Source organism: Actinomadura sp. 7K507 (assembly GCF_004348425.1).
Classification (GTDB): domain Bacteria; phylum Actinomycetota; class Actinomycetes; order Streptosporangiales; family Streptosporangiaceae; genus Spirillospora.
In genome coordinates this window covers 1-15,033 of record NZ_SMKK01000097.1, presented here as the reverse complement: position 1 = coordinate 15,033, position 15,033 = coordinate 1, and the positions used below count along the sequence as shown (strand labels likewise).

General features: G+C 69.9%; 11 protein-coding genes and 2 pseudogenes. 6 read left to right on the top strand and 7 right to left on the bottom strand.

What is annotated here, in order from left to right; all coding sequences use genetic code 11:
* The first annotated feature begins 3 nt into the window (after positions 1-3).
* Positions 4-525, top strand: coding sequence for a CBS domain-containing protein (locus tag E1285_RS22215; RefSeq protein WP_132155061.1), 522 nt, complete (start codon positions 4-6; stop codon positions 523-525).
* 42 nt (positions 526-567) lie between these two features.
* Here the strand turns inward: E1285_RS22215 and E1285_RS22210 are convergent, their stop codons facing one another.
* Positions 568-1,455 carry a universal stress protein gene (locus E1285_RS22210; protein WP_132155059.1) on the bottom strand — a complete coding sequence of 296 codons (888 nt, stop codon included), beginning with the start codon at positions 1,453-1,455 and terminating at the stop codon, positions 568-570.
* 187 nt (positions 1,456-1,642) lie between these two features.
* Between E1285_RS22210 and E1285_RS22205 the strand changes: the two genes are divergently transcribed.
* Both E1285_RS22205 and E1285_RS22200 read left to right on the top strand, forming a co-directional pair.
* A complete protein-coding gene (locus E1285_RS22205; protein ID WP_132155057.1) occupies positions 1,643-4,060 on the top strand; it encodes a glycosyl hydrolase family 65 protein in 2,418 nt (805 codons plus the stop codon).
* Between the two features lie 199 nt (positions 4,061-4,259).
* Positions 4,260-4,685 (top strand): pyridoxamine 5'-phosphate oxidase family protein, encoded by a 426-nt coding sequence (locus tag E1285_RS22200; RefSeq protein ID WP_132155055.1) that lies wholly within the window; start codon positions 4,260-4,262, stop codon positions 4,683-4,685.
* 109 nt (positions 4,686-4,794) lie between these two features.
* On the opposite strand, the gene E1285_RS22195 is transcribed toward E1285_RS22200, so the two are convergent.
* The 3 genes from E1285_RS22195 to E1285_RS22185 all read right to left on the bottom strand — a co-directional run bounded on the left by E1285_RS22195 (position 4,795) and on the right by E1285_RS22185 (position 7,813).
* Positions 4,795-5,667, bottom strand: a complete 873-nt coding sequence (locus tag E1285_RS22195) for a universal stress protein (protein WP_132155053.1) — start codon at positions 5,665-5,667, stop codon at positions 4,795-4,797.
* A 57-nt stretch (positions 5,668-5,724) separates the two neighbouring features.
* Positions 5,725-6,558, bottom strand: coding sequence for a universal stress protein (locus E1285_RS22190; RefSeq protein ID WP_132155051.1), 834 nt, complete (start codon positions 6,556-6,558; stop codon positions 5,725-5,727).
* Positions 6,559-6,772: 214 nt separating this feature from the next.
* Positions 6,773-7,813, bottom strand: a complete 1,041-nt coding sequence (locus tag E1285_RS22185; protein WP_132155049.1) for a zinc-dependent alcohol dehydrogenase family protein — start codon at positions 7,811-7,813, stop codon at positions 6,773-6,775.
* Positions 7,814-8,655: 842 nt separating this feature from the next.
* Between E1285_RS22185 and E1285_RS22180 the strand changes: the two genes are divergently transcribed.
* Together E1285_RS22180 and E1285_RS47495 are read left to right on the top strand one after the other, a co-directional pair.
* Positions 8,656-10,710, top strand: coding sequence for a hypothetical protein (locus E1285_RS22180; RefSeq protein ID WP_132155047.1), 2,055 nt, complete (start codon positions 8,656-8,658; stop codon positions 10,708-10,710).
* Positions 10,711-10,850: 140 nt separating this feature from the next.
* A pseudogene (locus tag E1285_RS47495) lies at positions 10,851-11,045 on the top strand (transposase); the annotation flags it as partial.
* A 151-nt stretch (positions 11,046-11,196) separates the two neighbouring features.
* On the opposite strand, the pseudogene E1285_RS47490 reads toward E1285_RS47495, so the two are convergent.
* The 3 genes and pseudogenes from E1285_RS47490 to E1285_RS22160 form a co-directional block, all read right to left on the bottom strand.
* Positions 11,197-11,331 (bottom strand): annotated as a pseudogene (locus E1285_RS47490) (IS3 family transposase); the annotation flags it as partial.
* A 701-nt stretch (positions 11,332-12,032) separates the two neighbouring features.
* Positions 12,033-12,416: a hypothetical protein gene (locus E1285_RS22165; RefSeq protein WP_132155045.1), complete on the bottom strand. Its 384-nt coding sequence runs from the start codon at positions 12,414-12,416 to the stop codon at positions 12,033-12,035.
* 133 nt (positions 12,417-12,549) lie between these two features.
* Positions 12,550-13,767: a PP2C family protein-serine/threonine phosphatase gene (locus E1285_RS22160; RefSeq protein WP_132155043.1), complete on the bottom strand. Its 1,218-nt coding sequence runs from the start codon at positions 13,765-13,767 to the stop codon at positions 12,550-12,552.
* Between the two features lie 750 nt (positions 13,768-14,517).
* Here E1285_RS22160 and E1285_RS22155 point away from each other — a divergent pair.
* Positions 14,518-15,033, top strand: a 516-nt coding sequence (locus E1285_RS22155; RefSeq protein WP_132155041.1) for a DUF5994 family protein, incomplete at its 3' end; no start/stop codon positions are given.

Genomic DNA, 15,033 nt, shown 5'->3' with positions numbered 1-15,033 from the left:
GCAATGAGCATGTATCCGCTGCTGGAGCAGCGCACCGCCGCCGATGTGATGACCAGGGACCTGCTCACCATCGCCGCGTCGGAGTCGGTCCTGATGGCGTGGGAGCTGATGTGCAAGGCTGAGGTGCACCATCTGCCGGTCACCGATGACGAGGGCGGGTTCCTCGGCGTTGTCGACGCGCAGACCCTCGCCTCGACCTGGAACGCCGCCACCCCCCGCGACGCCCGCCGGCCCGTGACCGCGCTCTTGACGCACCGGCCGCCCACGGCGGTGCGGCCGTCGGCCGCCATTCCCGACGTGGCACGCGCCATGTTGGAGGCCGGCGCGGACTACGTCCCGGTGACGACCGAGTACGGCGCCCTCATCGGCCTGATCACCGCGCGGGACCTGATCTCCGCGCTCGCCGGTGCGGAGCACGACAGCGTGCCGCGCAGCATGGGCATGCCGTCCCTCTACCGCATCGAACCCGTGCTGCCGAGCACAAGTCCGGCACACCCTGGCCGGAGCAGCATGGGCCCCGACTGAACCCGGGCCGCTCTCCACCGCAGGTCCGGCGGTGGCTGCTCCTCAGGCCGCCCACTGCGCGGCGGGACGAGTCGGCGGGACGATCGCGACCGTGCAGGGGGCATGGTGCAGCATCGCCGAGCTGGTCGCCCCCAGCAGGAGCGGATCCAGGCCCCCGGCACCGCGGTCGCCCACGACGAGGAGGTCGGCGCCCGAGGCCGCGTCCAGCAGGACTTCCCGGGGACGTTCCAGCTGCAGCGATATCTGGACGCGGACGTGCGGGTATCGGCGCTTCCATGGGTGGACGGCCTCGTCCAGCATGCCGGCACGCGTGCGGAACAGCCTGTCCTTGTCGGTGAACAGGGCAAGCTCGGCCTCGGGCACCGCGCCCGGCTCCCAGGCTCCGTAGACCACGCGCAGATCGCTGTCGCGCAGGGCGGCTTCCTCGATGGCGAAGCCGAGCGCCGCGTCCGCGGCCGCCGATCCGTCGACACCGGCCACGACGAGCCGACGCGGCTCGGCGATGCCGCGGACGGCGATCACCGGGCGATGAGTGCGCGCGGGCAGTTGCACCGCCGTCGACCCGGCGGGCAGGCGATGCCGCTCGTGCGAGCCGACCACGATCAGCTCCGCGTCGTCGGACTCGTGGACGAGTGTCTCGGAAACGGGCTCGCGCCTGAGCAGCGTGCACACCTCCCCGCTCGCCCCCAGGTCGCGGGCCCGGCGGGCGCCTTCGCGCAGGATGTTCTCACCCGCCCGCTGAATGACCGCCTGGACATCGGAGTCCACATGTCCTCGCGGATAAGGCCAGTGCCAGCAGTAGCAGATCTCCAGGTCGAGGCCGCGGAGCCGGGCCTCCTCGACCGCCCAGCGCAGCGCCGGGGCGTTCTCTTCGGTTCCGTCGTAGCCCAGCAGGATGTTCGGCCGCTGGACCCGTGTCAGCGCAACCATCCGGTCTCCCCCTTCCGGGAACGCAGGTTTCGCTTCCAGTTTCCGCAGGCCACGGGCTGCCGTGCAGGGGTCGAAGGTCCCGACTGGCCGTGCCGTCCGGTACTGCCGGGCGCGGCGAGGCGGTGGGAACGTGAGGAAGCCGGGAATGCTCTGCGGACGGCCTTAGACGACAGCGTGAGGGGACACCATGGACCGGTGGATCCTGTCCTATGACGACTATGACCCCGGCACCGAGCGGCTGCGGGAAGCGCTGTGCACCCTCGGGAACGGGTACTTCGCCACCCGGGGAGCCGCCCCGGAGTCGTCCGCCGGTGGCACCCACTACCCGGGGACGTACATCGCGGGGTGCTATGACCGGCTTGCGGCGGAGGTGGCTGGACGGGACATCGACAACGCCGACCTGGTCAACATGCCGAACTGGCTGCCTTTGGCCTTCCGCGCCGCCGGCGGCGAGTGGCTGGATCTCGACCAGGCGCAGGCGGATGGCCGGCTGCTGTCCTACCGGCAGGAACTGGATGTGCGGCGCGGCGTCGTGACCCGGCTCGTGCGCGTGCGCGATTCACGGGGACGGACCTCACGGGTCGCCCAGCGCCGCATCGTGTCCATGCACGATCCGCATCTGGCCGCCCTGGAGACCACCGTTGTGGCAGAGGATTGGAGCGGCACCGCACAGATCGTGTCGGCGCTGGACGGACGTGTCGTCAATGCAGGTGTCGCGCGGTACCGAGGGCTGCCGGAGGCGCACCTGAGGCACACGAAAACCGCTCAGCCGGATGATCCGGAGCTTCTCCTGCTGCGCACCCGGACGAACTCATCGAAGATCGGGATCGCGGTGGCGGCCCGCACCCGGGTATCGGCCCAGACCGCGGCGACCCGCCGCAGTGAGCACGGCTGGACGGGCCATGACCTGACGCTGGACGTTCGCGAAGGAGTACCGGTCACGATCGAGAAGGTCGCCGCGGTGTTCACCTCACGCGACCACGCCGTCGAGGAATGCGGCCAGGCCGCACTGGCCGCCGTCGCGGACGCCGGCGGCTTTGACGCTCTCCTGGAACGGCACACATCGGCGTGGTCCCGGCTGTGGCGGCGCTGCCAGCTCAGCGTCGACCACGCCGAGGTGCAGCGCGTCCTCAACCTGCACATCTTCCACCTGCTGCAGACGGTGTCGGAGCACAGCGTGGACCTGGACGCGGGCGTCCCCGCCCGCGGCCTGCACGGCGAGGCATACCGCGGTCACGTGTTCTGGGACGAGCTGTTCATCCTGCCGTTCCTGACCATGCGGTTCCCGCAGATCGCCCGCGCGCTGCTGATGTACCGGTGGCGGCGCCTGCCCGCAGCCCGCCGCGCGGCGGCGGCGGTCGGCCGTCGCGGCGCGATGTACCCGTGGCAGAGCGCCGCCGACGGACGCGAAGAGACCCAGCGCGTCCACCTCAACCCGCGCTCGGGGCGATGGCTGCCCGACCACTCGCATCTGCAGCGGCACGTCGGGCTCACCATCGCCCTCAACGTCTGGCGTTATTACGAGGCGACCGGAGACATCGAGTTCCTTGCCGAGCACGGCACCGAGATCATGCTGGAGGTCGCCCGGTTCTTCGCTGACCTGGCCGGCTACGACCGCTCCACCGACCGGTATGAGATCCACGGCGTCATGGGGCCCGACGAGTACCACGACGCCTATCCCGGACGGGACGAACCGGGCCTGGACAACAACGCCTACACCAACGTCCTCACCGTCTGGGTGCTGCGCCGGGCGCTCGACGCGCTCGCCGCGCTGCCCGAGGACCGCCGCACGGAGTTGCGTGAGCGGCTCACGCTGACCCGCCAGGAGATCACCCGTTTCGAGGACGTCGCCCGCAAAATGCACGTCCCGTTCCACGACGGCGTGATCAGCCAGTTCGACGGCTACGCCGACCTGGAAGAACTCGACTGGGCCCGCTACCGCGAGCGCTACGGCGACATCCGCAGGCTGGACCGCATCCTCGAAGCCGAAGGCGACTCCCCCAACCGCTACAAGGCATCCAAACAGGCCGATGTGCTGATGCTGTTCTATGTGCTGGCCCCTGGCGAGCTCGACGACGTCCTGCGGCAACTCGGCTACGAGCACGGACCTGCCCTGGCGGCCCGGACCATCGGCTACTACCTGCCACGCACCTGCGACGGATCCACGCTCAGTTCGCTCGTGCACGCCTGGATCTTGGCCCGCACCGACGGAGACACCGCCTGGAACCTCTTCCTGGAGTCACTGTTCAGCGACATCACCGACGCCCAGCACGGCACCACCGCCGAAGGCGTCCACCTGGGCGCCATGGCCGGCACCGTCGACCTCGTCCAGCGCTGCCACGCCGGAGTCAGCACCCGCGGCCGCACCCTCCAGTTGGAGCCGCGGCTGCCCACCGCGCTCGGCGAGCTCCGCCTCGGACTCCGCTACCAGGGCCACTGGGGCATCGACCTGACGTGCCGGCAGGACCTGATCCGCGTGACGCTCCATCCCGGCGCCGCCTCCCCCATCCGCGTGTCCTACCGAGCCGAGGAGACCGAGATCCAGCCCGGCACGTCCTGGGAGAGCTCCCTCCAGCACGGCCGGACGGAGCCCGCAGCAGGCTGACGTAGCGCTACAAGGACCGCGGAACCGACTGATGGAAGGCCACCAAAGCCGAGGCCAAGCGCATCACCGTCGAGAAGTAGCGGCTGAGCGATCCATACTTCGAGCGGTCCATTCCTCGCAGCGAGGCGGGACCGATGGCCTTCTACTCCGGTGACCTTGGCCACTGCGGCCGGCGTCGGCCAGGGCGGAGCATGGAGTCATGGAAGAGATCGGGGTCGGAGCGAAGAGCCTCACGCGAGCCGAATGCCACGAACTGATGGGCACGGCGCCGATCGGCAGGATCGTCTTCACCGAGCAGGCACTGCCGGCGGTACTGCCCGTAGGTTTCGTGCTGGACGGCGAGGACGTGGTCGTCTGCACACCGTCCGGCTCCACGCTGGTCACCGCCGTCCGCGGCGCGATCGTGGCGTTCGAGACCGACGGCTTCGAGACCGGCGGCGCCACGGTGTGGTCGGTCACCGTTGTCGGACGCGCCCGGGTCGTCCGCGACCCGGGCGAGCGTGTCCGGACGGCGCTGCGCCCTTGGACGGCCGCGGCGGACACGCGGTTCGTCCGCATATCCTGCGAGCGGCTGACGGGTCGGCGTATCCATCGGGCGGCCGGGGCCGAGCAGACCGCCGCCTGACAACGATGGCGGCCGGCGAGTGTGACCGACCGCGCCCGCAAGCCAGGAGAGAAGCACGAGAACGAGGCCCGGATGTTCGTCCGGGCCTCGTTCGTGCACCGTCCCCTGCTCAGGCGTCAGGTCGGTCAGGGACAATCGCGACGGGGCAGTGCGCGTGGTGGATCAGCGCGTGCGTCACCGCACGGGCGCGCGGGACGGTCAGGCCCTCACGGGCATGCGAGCCCGCGATCACCAGGTCGACGTCGCGGGACACGGCCACAAGCGCGGCGGCGGGGTTGTCCTGGACGATGTCCTCCGCGACCTCCACACCGGGGAAGCGCTTGCGCAAAGGAGCGTGCGCCTCGATGACACGCCAGCGGGCCCGCTCCTCGATGCGCTGCAGGTCGGCTCCCGCCCCGGGCCCGTCCAGCGCCTCGGGGAACGGCCAGGCATGCACCACGCGGAGCCGGGCGTGACGCGCGTCGGCGGCCCGGAACGCGTACTCCAGGGCCGCGGAGTCATCACCCAGGCCGACTCCCACGGCGATCTCGCCGCGTTCACCGGCGGGCTCGGCCGCCGATTCACCGCGGACCACCACGACCGGGCAAGCGGCGTGCCGGACGACGCCCAGCCCGACCGATCCCAGCACGAGCCCCGCGAAACCGCCCAGGCCACGGTGCCCGACCACCAGTTCGAACGCCCTCTCGGAACGGTCGGTCAGGGCACGGACGGTGCGTCCGGACACCAGTTCCGCGCTCACCGGTACTTCGGGCCGGCGGCCGCGCGCGATACGCTCGGCGCCCGCCAAGACCTCACTGCCCACACGCGACAGCGAGCCCGCTTCCCCCGGCGCGAGCGTCAGCGGGACATCGAACGGCCATCGCTCCACCACGTGGACGATCTCCAGATCCCGTCCGTGCCGGGCCGCGTCCTCGGCAGCCCAAGCCGCGGCGACTTCGGACGGAACCGAGCCATCGGCCCCGACAATGATCGGATGGGACATGGTCAACTCCTCTGCTCATACTCCGGCGCGGGGTATCGCGCGGAGCTTGGGGTGGCATCAGTCCCCGGTGGGGACGATCGCGACCGGTGAGTGGGCGTGGTGCAGCACCGCATGGTTGACCCGGCCCAGCGCCATCCCGACCGGCCCTCGCCTCTGGCGGGCGCCGACCACGACCATCGCGGCGTTCTGCGAAGCCTCCACCAGTGCCCGGGACGGTGTCCGCTCCGAGACCAGTTGGTCGATCCGGACGTCCGGATACCGCTCACGCATCCCGGCCAGGGCCTCCGACAGTTCCATGTCCTCGATCACGCGCCGGCGCGGCGAGCCGAACTCCCCGCCCACGGCGTGCAGGGCCAGGACCCTGGCGTCCCGCGCGGCGGCCTCCGCGAAGGCCCATTCCACGACGGCGTCCTCACCGGGGCGGCCCTCGACACCGACCACGATCTCCGTCGGCGCGTCGGCCGGATAGGGGGCAGACCGCGACACCACCAGCACCGGGCAACGGGCGTGCGCGGCGGTGTGCAGGCCGACGGACCCGAACAGCAGGCCTTCGAACCCGCCGAGCCCGCGCGATCCCACCGCCACCAGGTCGGCATGCTCGCTTTCCTCCACCAGCGCCCGGCCCGGGTCCACCGGCACCAGCCGCGTCCGGATTTCGAGATCCGGGTGGAGCTTGAGCGCGTACTGCCGGGCCTCGGCGAGCAGGTCCTCGCGTTCGGCGACCAGCCGGCGCAACGCGTCCGGCGGAATCGGACCGTCGTCGGCCAGGGCACGTGAACCGTGCACCAGCAGCAACGGCAGACGCCGGCGAACGGCACGGTCCGCCGCCCAGTCCAATGCTCGCCAGGCATGCGCGGAACCATCGATTCCCACCACGATCGGAGCCGACATCGGTCAGTCCTCCTTAGCCGTCCCTTTGGGTCGCTTTCGCCTTCGACGCTAGGCCGCGGGTAGCCGCCGTTCCGCGGCCAAAGGTCCCGCCCTGCGGGGACGACCGTCACCGATCTCTTCGCACCCCCGTCCAGCAGCCCCCGCTCGCGATCCTGTGCGCGGAAACAGGCGAGCCGCGGCCATCGCGAAGATGGCCGCGGCTTCAAGTCCGGAGTCAGCGCGTCAGGACGACCTTCAGCGCGCCGGTCTGCGCGGCGTCAGCGAACACGTCGTAGGCCTTGGGGAACTCGTCCAACGTGAAGTGGTGGGTGATGAACCGTCCGGCGTCGAGCTGGCGGCCGGAGACCAGGCGGAGCAGCGTCGGGGTGGAGAAGGTGTCCACCAGCCCGGTGGTGATGGTGATGTCGCGGATCCACTGCTCTTCCAGGTGCAGCGCGGCCGGGGCGCCGTGCACGCCGATGTTGGCGATGTGGCCGCCCGGCCGGGCCAGCGCCACGGTCAGCTCGAAGGCCTCGGGCACGCCGACCGCCTCGACACTCACGTCCGCGCCCAACCCTCCGGTGAGGTCACGGACGACGGTCAGCGGGTCCTGCCGGGAGTTGTTGACAGTGATGTCGGCGCCGAACTGCTTCGCCGCCTCCAGCCGGCTGTCGGCCAGGTCGATCGCGATGATGTGGCTCGGGCTGAACAGCCGCGCCCCCATGATCGCCGCCAGCCCGATCGGGCCCGCGCCCACGACCGCGACGACATCACCAGGGCGGACGGAGCCGTTGAGCACCCCCACCTCATAGCCGGTCGGCAGGATGTCGGCCAGCATCAGCACGTCCTGCACCGGCACCCCGTCGGGCACCGGATACACCGAGGTGTCGGCGAACGGCACCCGCACGTACTCGGCCTGCGTCCCGTCGATCTTGTGGCCGAGGATCCAGCCTCCGCCGCCCAGGCACTGCCCGTAGCGGCCCTCGCGGCAGAACCGGCACGTCCCGCACGCGGTGATGCACGACACCAGCACCTGGTCGCCGGGCTTGACCGCCCGCACCGCCGGACCGACCGACTCGATCGTCCCGACGGCCTCGTGGCCGAGAATCCGCCCATCGGTCACGGCCGGGACGTCCCCCTTGAGGATGTGCAGGTCCGTCCCGCAGATCGTCACAGCATCGACCCGGACGACCGCGTCGCCGTCCTCGACGATCTCAGGCTTGGGCACCTCTTCCCACACCTTGTTCCCGGGGCCGTGATACACCACAGCTCGCATGATGCGCCTCCTTCATCGGTTCGGCTGCCATTTCCAGCGTCGAATCCAGCGGAACGGTGCTGGTAGTGCCCAACGTCCTGGTAGGGGCGCCTAACGTCCTGCCCGGCCACGACAGCGTCGTCCGGCCCGGCGGCGGGCTCTGTGCCGCCATGTCGAGCCGAACCAGCGGATCCCGGTCGGCCATCAAGAAGGCGTAACCGGCCACCCGCTGCACAAGGCGCTCATGCCCGTGACGAGCCCGAAGAGAACCGCCCACGACGCACGTCGACCCCGGTCTGCGCCCAAGTGTCTGGGGACCGCAGCAGACGGATCCACACCGCAGCACGCGTCAACCGTGGGGACATAGCCAGCACCATGGTTCCCCGGGGAGACAGACACCAGTCGGTGATCTGGCCTTGCGGGTGCTGGAAGGCGGGGGAGCTTGCCAGCCTCCTGGGCTCGGCATTGGAAGTCGTCTTAAATCGGTGTGCTGTGGGTGAGGACCTAGCGTTGACTCCGGCCTCGGCGACGAGCTGGACGAAGGTGAGCGAGCTGGCCGCGCTGCTGGGGGCCGTCCACACCTTGACCTCATTCTCGCTTTCGCACTTGGGCCACCACCACGGCGGGAATAGACGAGCACGTGCACCAGCCGCCCCCGTCGGTGGTCCGCCGCAGTAGGAACATGTTCGTCTGCAGGGCGTCCATGGTGACCAACCCTCGCCGGGTTCCTCCTCGTGCAGCGGGCTCCAAGCGATCAACGGGCACGGGGAGGCCGGCCTCGCTGCTCCCCGGCTGCGGCCACAGATGGCCAAGGCGGCTCAGCGGCGGCTTCTGGGGACGGTGGGGACGGTACAACTTTCACTATGAGTGAGGTGGCGTTGCTCCGCGGTGAGCTGCAGCGGTTGCTGGAACGTTCGGAGAAGTGGCTGGTGGAGCTCACGGCGGACGCCGAGGACGACGATCTCACACGGCAACTGGCGCGGGACCGCGAGGATCTCGTGGCCATGCGGATGCGGTCGGCGTCGTCGCTGATCAACGTGGGGTTGCTCGGGGGCTTCTCTTCGGGCAAGAGCTTCCTCATCAGCGGGCTGCAGGGCGTGCTGGAGTACATGCAGGTCCCGACCGCGGCCCGCAAGGCGGACAAGTACATTGGCCTGCTGCCGTCGGCGACCAAACCCACGACCGCTTGCCCGGCCACCGTGCTCCCGGTGGAGACCGGCACGGGACAGGACGCCGGCGGGCGCGGCCTTCTGCGGGCGCGCTTCTCCGGAGACCAGGACTGGACGGACATCGGGAGTTCCCTCGGTCCGCTCGTGGTGGCCGCCTACGCGATGCAGGATCCGGAAAGGATAGAGGCGCGGGTGCGGCCGGACCATATGATCCGGCAGGTCGCCGAGATCGAGATACTCCTGTCGGATTACCGCCTGCCCGCCAAGTTGTACGACCTGCCCGGATACGGCTCGCCGATCAAGACGCACGACAAGGTCGTGCGGGACGCGATGGCCGAGACCGACTGCTTCGTCTATGTCGCCAACGCCACCAAGACGCTCACCGAGAACGAACTCGACCTGATCCGTTTCTTGCACGGGCACCACACGCATTGGGGGAAACCGGTGATCTGGGTGCTCACGGCCATCGACAAGGCCATGGACCTGGATCTGGACGACATGCCGGAATGGCAGGACACGCTGAAGCAGAACAACGCCTACCTGCGGGAGAACTTCCCGCTCCCGGACGGCGAGCCGGACAAGGCGTTCATCGGCGCCGGATTCGTCCCCGTCTCCCCCGCGCTGGAGGCGCGCGGACGCGCCTTGGCGGCAGCAGGTAACGACGAGGCGGCGGCGGACTGCATCGCCGAGAGCCGGATGGACGAGCTGCGGAACTCGATCAGCGACATGATCGAAGCCGGAGCGGGCAAGCGGCACATCGCCGCCGTCGCCGGCCAGGCGCACTCGGTGATCGAGCCTCAGCTCCGGCGGCTGCGCACCATGCTGGATGCCGAGCGGATACCGGTCGAGGAGTTGGCCACCGAGCGCGAACACATGGAGCGCCGATACGACGACCTCAAAGAGGCGGTCGATACGGTCCGCAACCAGCTCGAGAAGAACCTGGAGCGGCGGCTGCGCATCATCGAACGCGGTTTCCGGCAACTCGCACCGCAACTGCACAGCGCCATGGACGCGCGGATCAAGACCATGGACCCCCGCAAGGCACGGCAGGAAAACCGCCTCGAGGTGCTCAAGACCCAAGCGATTCACGATTGGCTCGGCAGCCAGGAGGGCGCCGACACCCGCTGGGGAAGCGAACGCGACGCGTTCACCAAGGACGTCCTGATCGCTCTGCGCGGCGCGCTGCAGGCCACCGACCGCGTGGACGGCCTGGGGACCGCGATCGGCATCGACCTCGATCAGCTGATCACGGCGAAGCCACGCGAGCGCCGCACCAGCACGCAGAGCGTGATCCACAGACTCACCGCGCTGGTCGGCACCGGATCGAGCGCCGCTTCGGCCGCGGGCGTGGCGGCGGGAGTGCTGTCGGGTCCGGCGCTATGGGCGTCCATGGGGGTGGCGGCCAGCGCAGCGGTCGCCTATGCGGGATTCCGGGTCCGCGCAGGCAAGGTCACCTCACTGGACCTCACACGCCAGGAATGGATCGACCATCTGGACGAGGCAGCGGAGCAGACAAGGGACTCGTTCCTCGCGGCAGCCGACCAGGCCGGGATCGAGCTGATCGACCGGTCCGAGGAGATCCTCTTCGACCGACTGAACGAGCTGAGCTCCAGCATCCACGTGCTGGACACCCGGATCGCCGCACCCGACATCCGCAACCGCCGCAACCTCATCGAACGACTCGACCCCTGCGTCGCCGCGGGAGACGAACTGATCGACGGCCTGGTCACACTGATCAAATCCGACTGACCAGCCCCTGCAGTCGCCGGATACGCCGACCTTGAGCCGGGTGGTGCCGCCGCCCTGGACCTCCAGCCAAGAGACGGTCATCGCCGCTCCCCCACGGGCGTTCAGGTGGGCGATCTGGTCGGTTCGATGATCGGCGGAGGCAATGGCTGGGCGTGGACGACCTCGCCTTGCGACGCTCCCACTTTTGCGCAACCGTGCTGATCAACGCCGAGAAACGCCACCGTGTCGTTGTCCTGCCCGACCGCAGGTCCAGCACCCTGGCAGCGTGGCTGCGCGAGCACCCCGGCGTCGAGGCCGTCTGCCGGGACGGCGCCAATGGCTACGCCGACGCCGTGTACAGCGGCTGCTGGGCTTCGGCTCCCCGGGCGCGGGACCGCCCAGGGAGGTCAGACCAAGACACGGCCTGTGTCGGCGAGCGCATGAACTGCACCGGTTTCGTGAGTCACTGATGTACCCCGAGTTTCATGGGGTCGGGATACCGGAACCTCAGGCAAGCAGTTGGGGTGAGTGGAGTCTTTCGTATTCGATGGGGCTGAGCATCCCGAGCACGCTGTGACGACGTCGACGGTTGTGGAAGACCTCCAGGTACTCGAAGATCGCGTTGGCCAGCTCGATTCGGGTACAGGAGCGCTGGGAAGGGGACGCCTTTGGGGGATGGAGCAGAACCTGCGGTTACTCGGTCTGACCAGTCCTCCCACCGGCCGGTGTTCTGATATCCGGGTGGCCGCCTCCCGCCACGGATGCCGCGGGAAGAGCAGCGCAAACCGGCGGCTACGATGCGGCACCTGCCCGGCCGCGTCCAGGATCGACTGCCCAGCGGTGCTGCGGCGCATCACCGGCGCGGCCGCCGGCGGACAGTGGGAAAGGCGATCGATCAGCTGGTCAGGGCCCTGTACATGAGGCACGCACAGGTCACCGCGGCTGAACGCGGCGAACTGCGCGGTGCCCTGCGCGGTGCCCTGCGGGCACTGGGCATCCCGATTCGCCGCGTCGACACGCTGCCGCCACGTTGAACTCCGCACCAGGGTCACGGGGCCGCACGGTCCCACCCGGCAGGCGCCTGAACGACCTGCTGTACCCATTCCCACGGGTATCGTGACCACCATCGTGCCGTCCTGCCCGATCGATCGCCGATCGATCGGGTTGGGAGTCGTCGCGGCCCAGCGAGGCGGTCGCGCCACCGTCACGGCGGACACGACCGCCTCGCCCCCTCCTACTGCCCCGGGCCCGGGCCAACGGCTAGACGCTCAAGGCCGCGACCCCGGCCGGGGGCCTTTTCGTGTCCCTGCACCAGGCACGCGTTGCACCACGGGCTGCGCTGGCTAGCTCGGGGACACCGCCAGGACGGCCGCGATGCGCTCCGCAGCCGTTTGGATCTCACCGGCGGGGCACAGCGGTTCCAGATCGGGCCCGGATCCTGCGGGCCCGTCCCACCACACCCAGAACCACCACAGCGCGCCGCCCGGCCGCTCGGCGCACCGAACCTCCTGCCGCAGCCCAGGACCGAACCCCTGCCGGCACTCGTCACCCGCACAGTCACCGGCACCGCCGCCGACGCCTGAGGCGCCCTCCGGGTTGAACGCGCCGACCACCCCCTGCCGCCGCACCGTCGCGGCCAGGCCGCGCTCCTGCAGTGCTGCCGCCAGCGCGCTGGCGGCAGCGCGTTGTGATCGCGTCTCAGTGGCTAATGGACCCTTCGCGTCCATCCCTCGACTCCCTGTCTCCACCGCCCCCTCAACGCACCGTACAGAGTCCATCACCAACCGTTCGGGGAATCTCGAAAAGTCGGATGAAACCGCCACCGGCAGGCGACAGGGCCGTGGGCGGCCCCGGCGGGGTTCATGGGGTGTGCTGGCCGGAGCCGGGACCGGGGCCGGGGCCGGGGCCGTGCCAGTCCAGGCAGATGACGGTGGCGTCGTCGAGGAGGTCGCCGCCGGTAACCCTGTTCAGAGCGTGGGTCATGGATCGGACCGCTTCGCGGGGATGGAGTCCGGAGCCGTCCGCGATGAGGGCGGGCAGGTCCAGGGCGTTGGTGTTGCGTTCGCTCATGCCGTCGGTGAGCAGCACCACCCGGTCGCCGGGGGCCAGGTCGAAGTCCTGCACCCGGTGGCCGTGGGGGTTGGGCGCGCCGAAGGGCGGGTCGATGCCGGGTTCGATCACGGTCACCCGCCCGTCGCGCAGTCGCAGCGGCCAGGGATGGCCGGCGTTGACGAACAGGGCCCGGCCGGTGGTCAGGTCGATGCGCAGCAGCTGGCCGGTGGCGGTGGCATCCTGCCCGAAGTCGGTCACGGCCCGGTCGGCCGCCCGGGCTTGTGCGGCCAGGTCGGCGCGGGCGCGGCGGGCGTTGCGCAGGGCACCGACCAGCAGTGTGGCCAGCATCGCGGCGGGCACGTCGTGGCCCATGGCGTCGGTGATGGAGATGTGCAGGCTGCGCTCGTCCAGGCTGTAGTCGAAGGTGTCGCCGGCGATGTCACCGGACGGCTCCAGGTTCCCGGCGATGGTGGCCTGGACGGCCTCGCACGACAACGCGTCCGGCAGCAGATTGTGCTGGATCTCGGCGGCCAGCGACACCGGCATACTGCGCCGTCCCCATTCGTACAGGTCGGTGAAGCGGCGGTTGGCCACCACGATGTAGGCCATGGCATGCGCGGCCTGCGCGACATGCCGCAGTTGCCGGTCACCGGGCCGCTCCCGCATCGTCAGCTCCAGCACGCCGATCGCGTCGCCGCGGTTGGTCACCGGCGCCACTACCCGGTACCCGGGGTCGAACCCGCCCGATGGTCCGGGTGAATCGGTCACGCGGACCTGCTGGGAACTGATCACCTGGTCGTACAGGCTGCCGCTCAACTCCTCCCGGTCGTTCTTACCCTCGCCGAACCGGGCTTCGGCGGGCAGCCGCCACACCGAGTCGCCGGCGAAGTCGGTCAGCATGAAGCACACGTCCGACGCGCCGAGCTGCTCGGCCAGAATACGGCCGATCACCGCCGACGATTCGACCGGCGGCGCCTGCTCCACCGCCGCCAGCAAATGCTCAAGTGCCACGTCCTGCCCAGCCATCACAAACCCCCCATCGACCAGCATTTCCTGCACAGGCGGCCGGTAGCGACCCAAACGTGGCGGCTGGCGCAACGAATGTAGCGGCCAAGGAATAATCGCTACCCCAGCCACCAGGGTGCCATTTTTCGGTCCGCGCCCCCAATGTCGATCACCACAAATCGGGGGCGCTCGCCGACCCGTTCACGGGAGTCCCCGGGCGTGAGCCCGGACCGCCGCCTGCAACTGCGGGACCACGATCAACATGCCCACCCACCTCATGAGCCACCCCGGTCGACACGGCCTTCCCCCCGCCGAGGAACCCCAGGTCGGCCCTGGTGGCGCAGATTCAGTACCAACGGAGCCGAACCTCAACTCGCCGCCACCAAATCCCTCAAACCGGCGGGTGAGGAACGAAATTTCAAAAACATACCCGGATATTACTCCAGATATTTTCCGATATCGGGAGTCGAGGATAGGATTAAAGATATCCGGCAAATACGACATTCTCGCCCTTGAGGGTGACCCGTCACACACCGGCTCAACCCGAACAGGAGGATTGATCACGCCGATTCCGAGCCGTGCGCAACCGACTGGGCGCCGAATGATCGCAGCCAGATCGGCTTAGCGAATGAACCGGGTCGGCCCTGCTGAGATCGCACCGTGCGGCGGCGGGCTCCGCCGCGTCGCCCCGCAGGGACACCCGTCCGGACGGTACTGATCGACAAGCCACCCGGGAACCCGCGTGGCGGCCCCTGGAGAGAGGAAAGGCCCATGCGAACCGCCGCTGAGCCAAGCACGGCCATCGGCCTGACGCCGCACAAGGCGCCCCGGCTGACCCTGCGGCGCTGCGACCCGTCCGGCCGACCCGGTCCGGTCCGGGGCCGCGCACTCCTGGACGGCGGCTGGTGGCCCCGCTCGGCCGACCCGGTCACCGAACTGCCCGGGTTGCTGCTGGCCTTGCGGGCCCACGGCCCACCCGACGGCCACCGGCCGATCAGCCACGTCCTGCTACGCGCGGACGATTGGGACAGCCACCCGCGCCGACTGCTCATCGATGGTCCCGACGACACCCGGGAGGTCCGGCTGAGCTGGTTCGACAACCTCCCCGCCGGCCTACTCACCGCGATATACGCCGACGGCCGCCGCATCGACCTGCTCACCGTCCCGGCCGCCACCGACCACACAGCGGCCCAAGCGGCCCTGGAAAAGGCCGCTAACCCCGCCGACCACCGACCCGCCCCCGACCTGCCGGCCGCCCTCACCGTCCCGGCAGGCCCGCAAGCACCA